The organism is Streptomyces afghaniensis, from assembly GCF_044327915.1.
Taxonomy (GTDB): Bacteria; Actinomycetota; Actinomycetes; order Streptomycetales; family Streptomycetaceae; genus Streptomyces; species Streptomyces afghaniensis.
In genome coordinates this window covers 1-3843 of the sequence record NZ_JBIRGJ010000023.1, presented here as the reverse complement: position 1 = coordinate 3843, position 3843 = coordinate 1, and the positions used below count along the sequence as shown (strand labels likewise).

Here is a 3843-nt window from a genome sequence, read left to right as displayed (position 1 = left end):
AACGACGCGACGACATCCACGAAGCCTTCCTTGGCCTCGCCACCTGCCTGATCACCTACCGCCACGTCCAACGCCTTTGTTAGGACCTCTTAGCGATCACTCGGGTCGGAGAAGTCGATGAGAAGTGACAACACCGGGGGCCGCAACTGGTCCATGGCGTGTGCCTGAGTGAGTTGGTCTGGACCCGGACTTGAAGGGCCGGATGGCGGTGGGGAGCTGGCAGTGAAGGGGCGTTGCTCAAACTCACAGGCGTCGCGCTGCGAGGCGTCGAGCACACGTCGTTCTTCTCGATGTTGATCTGCCTACCAGGTGACCGGGAGTTCATGGACGCCGTAGACCGTCATGGCCGACCGCAGTGGCACTTCCTCGGGCGCGACAGTGAGACGTAGTGCCGGGAAGCGGCGAAGCAGTGCGGGGAGGGCGATGCGTATTTCGGCGCGGGCCAGTCGCTGCCCGAGGCACTGGTGGAGGCCGTGACCGAACGCGAGGTGTCCGGCAGCGGGGCGGGTGAGGTCAAGCGCGTCCGGGGCGGCGAAATGGTCAGCGTCCCGGTTCGCCGCGGAAAGTGCGACGGTGACGGACTCGCCAGCCTTGATCAGGCAGCCGTGGAGCTCGATGTCCTTGAGCGCGACGCGGACCACGTGGTGGATGATCGTGAGGTAACGCAGCAGCTCCTCGACCACCGCAGGGGCGTCTTCCTCCTTGTCGCGGACCTCGGCTAACTGTGCGGGGTTGGCCAGCAGAGCGAAAGTGCCCAGCGCAAGCATGTTCGTCGTCGTCTCATGCCCGGCGATCAGGAGCAGGAGCGCCAGTCCGGCTCTCTCGTCCGCAGTAAGTCCCTCGTGCGCAGCGAGCCCGCTGAGCACATCTTCCTCTGGCCAGGAACGCTTGTGGCGCAGCAGGTCCCGTAGATGTGCCATGAGCTCCCTGACCGCCTCTTGCCGGTGTTCCGCTGTGAGGTCGATGTTCAAGAGCGTGGCGGCGTTCGTCCGCCGGTGCCGGCTCGCCGCCTCCGTCGGGGACCAGGTGGTTGTTGCGCAGGCTCGGGTGCGCCTGGTCGGTGCGGGCGCTCGGTTGCGGATCTACGGCGAGGATCTGCTGTGCAGTTTCGATCTGCAAGGCCTGGACGGTGACGTCCCGTTCGGTGATCTGCGGGTACCGAGCCACGAGGGCGGCGAGGATCGCAACCGCGGCATCCCGCAGGAAGCCGTGCAGAGTCTCGGTGGTCCACCAGCGCCGCGCGGACACCTGGGCCAGCAGCATTGGTTTTGTACGTGGGAGCTGACACCACTTGTTACTCAGAGCGGGGAACGCCCGGTTTCGCCGGAGGACGATGTCTCTGAGTTCTGGCAACGCCCGGGGGCTTGCGGTGGGAGCATGCACGTGCTTCGCGGGACGAGGCTGCGATGGCGCCACCGATGTCCAAGGTCGACTTGTACGCGGCGATCCGCTGTGACGCCCGGGCAGGGTTGTCGTACCGGGCCGTGATGCGCGAGAACGGAAGAAACCGTGACCGCGCGGGACCCGCCTGGATGCCTGCAAGCCGTTGATGGACGAGATACTCCGGTCCGACGACCACAGATCGCCCAAGAGGCCGGCCGCGGGTGGTGCGCGCGTTCATTCCGAAGTCCTACAGGCCGCAGCCGAGGCGGAGGGACTTCCGTGACCGGCCGCGCCACGCTGGCCCCCTCCAGGAAGCCGTCGACGGTCTTGGGCTCTTGCTGGCGCGCCGGCAGGTGGCGTTGCGGGATGTGCTGGTATCAGGGCATGGACAACAAGCGGCGCGTGCTGATCGTCGCCTACGACGGTGCGCAGATTCTCGACATCGCCTGTCCCAGTGGCGCGTTGGACATCGCCAACCGGTATGGCGCCGAGCCGCCGTACTCCATCGAGCTGGGGACCCTGGGCCGTCGGGTCGCCCGTAGCTCGGCGGGGATCCTGATGGGAGCGGGGCAGGGGCTGGAGACGGTCGCGGGGCAGTTGGACACCCTGTTCGTGGTGGGCGGCATCGGCTGTGAGGACGCGGCGTCGGACGAGCCGCTACTGGGCCAGGTGCGCCGGCTGGCCGGACTCAGTCGACGGGTGGCTTCTGTCTGTACCGGCGCCTATGTGCTCGCCGCCGCCGGACTGCTGGACCACCGGCGGGTAACGACCCATTGGGGGTGGGGGAAACAACTTGCCGAGCGTCACCCCGCGGTGGCCGTGGACGTTGCTCCTCTCTACATACGCGACGGCAACGTCTACACCTCGGCCGGGGTCACCAGCGCACTCGACCTGACGCTGGCGCTGATCGAGGACGACCACGGGCCGACGCTGGCTCGTGCCGTCGCCCGAGAACTCGTCACGCACCTGCACCGGCCAGCCGATCAGGCGCAGATCTCCATGTTCCTGGCCGCTCCGCCCCCGGAGAACCGGCTGGTGCGGGACCTGGTGGGCCATATCGCCGGTCATCTGGCCGAGGACCTCACACCCGCCACCCTGGCAGCGCGGGCGGGAGTCAGCCCTCGGCACCTGTCACGCCTGTTCACCGGGCACCTCGGTACGACTCCGGCACAGGCCGTACGCGTGGCGCGTACCGAAGCAGCAGCGCGTCTGGTGCGGTCCAGCGGACTGTCCATGGCGGCGGTCGCCCGTCGCTGCGGTTTCGGGTCGGCGGAGACGCTGCGGCAGGCGTTCCTGGACCACTACGGGGTCACGGGGGACAGGATTCGCAGGATGCCGGACATGCCGGCTGCGCGCGTCGCGCCGAGGCAGAAAACTGCCGGGCCATGAGGCATTCGACAACACGCAGAAACGTACTCCGGGGGACCGTGGCCACGGCCGCGCTCGCCGCCACGGCTGCGGTCCCGACCGGGGCGCACGCCGTTCCGCGGGGCGGCGCGGGACCGAACATCGGAATCCTGCTGTATGACGGCTACAGCCTGCTGGACCCGACCGGTCCGGCCGAGGTGCTGTCCCGGCTGCCGGACGCGACCGTGACGATGATCGCCGAGCGGCGCGGCGCGGTCCGCACAGACACGGCAGACGTGGCCGTGGTCGCTGAGCAGTGCATCGACGCGGTGGACCGTCTCGACGTCCTCCTCGTGCCGGGCGCGGGCAACCGCGGCACCGTCGCGGCGATGAACAACGAGGCGCTCCTGCGCTGGATCCGCCAGATCCACCGGCACAGCCAATGGACGACCTCCGTGTGCACCGGCAGCATCGTCCTCGCCGCGGCCGGGCTGCTGGACGGAAGGCGAGCGACGACCTACTGGGCTTCCGCCGAATACCTCCAGTCCACGTTCGACGTGACCTATCTGCCGCAGCGCTACGTGTGCTCAGGGAAGATCATCACTGCGGCCGGGGTGTCGGCGGGAGTGGACATGGCCCTGTATCTCGCCTCCCTCATCACAGACGATGACACGGCCAAGGCGATCCAACTCGCCGTTGAATACGACCCCCAGCCCCCCTTCGACTCCGGCAACGCCGCAGTCGCCAGTCCCCAACTGAAGGAAAAAGCACTGCAGTTGCTGGCCGCCTCGCAGGTGTAGCCGAAGCCGGAGCCGCTGAGCGGACAGGCACCGCCCGCTTCACCGCCCGCAGGCCCACAGCCTGGATCGGTTACGCCTCCGGTGTTGTCACTTCTCATCGACATTTCCGACCTGAGTGATCGCTAAGTGCTGCCGGAAACCGTCGACAAATGTTGTCAGCTCCAACCTACAAAACCACAGCATGCCCGGCCGGTGCCCGACCACATGAAAATCACCTACTTAGAGGTCCTAACAAAGGCGTTGGACGTGGCGGTAGGTGATCAGGCAGGTGGCGAGGCCAAGGAAGGCTTCGTGGATGTCGTCGCGTCGTTCC

3 protein-coding genes are annotated in these 3843 nt (G+C 67.3%); 2 read left to right on the top strand and 1 reads right to left on the bottom strand.

The genetic code is table 11. The annotated features are described in order from the left end of the window. Positions 1-302 precede the first annotated feature (302 nt). Entirely contained in the window at positions 303-971 is a 669-nt protein-coding gene (locus ACH4G3_RS42330) for a cytochrome P450 (RefSeq protein ID WP_397629487.1), read from the bottom strand. A gap of 814 nt (positions 972-1785) precedes the next feature. On the opposite strand from ACH4G3_RS42330, the gene ACH4G3_RS42325 reads away from it, so the two are divergent. Beyond that, a complete protein-coding gene (locus ACH4G3_RS42325) occupies positions 1786-2772 on the top strand; it encodes a GlxA family transcriptional regulator (protein ID WP_449657615.1) in 987 nt (328 codons plus the stop codon). Further along, positions 2769-3530, top strand: a complete 762-nt coding sequence (locus tag ACH4G3_RS42320; protein ID WP_397629485.1) for a DJ-1/PfpI family protein — start codon at positions 2769-2771, stop codon at positions 3528-3530. Before ACH4G3_RS42325 ends, ACH4G3_RS42320 begins: the two co-directional genes overlap by 4 nt. Positions 3531-3843: the final 313 nt, after the last annotated feature.

Coding starts and splice junctions, on each gene's coding strand:
- ACH4G3_RS42320 (WP_397629485.1), top strand. CDS start 2,769: ATGAGGCATTCGACAACACGCAGAAACGTACTCCGGGGGACCGTGGCC.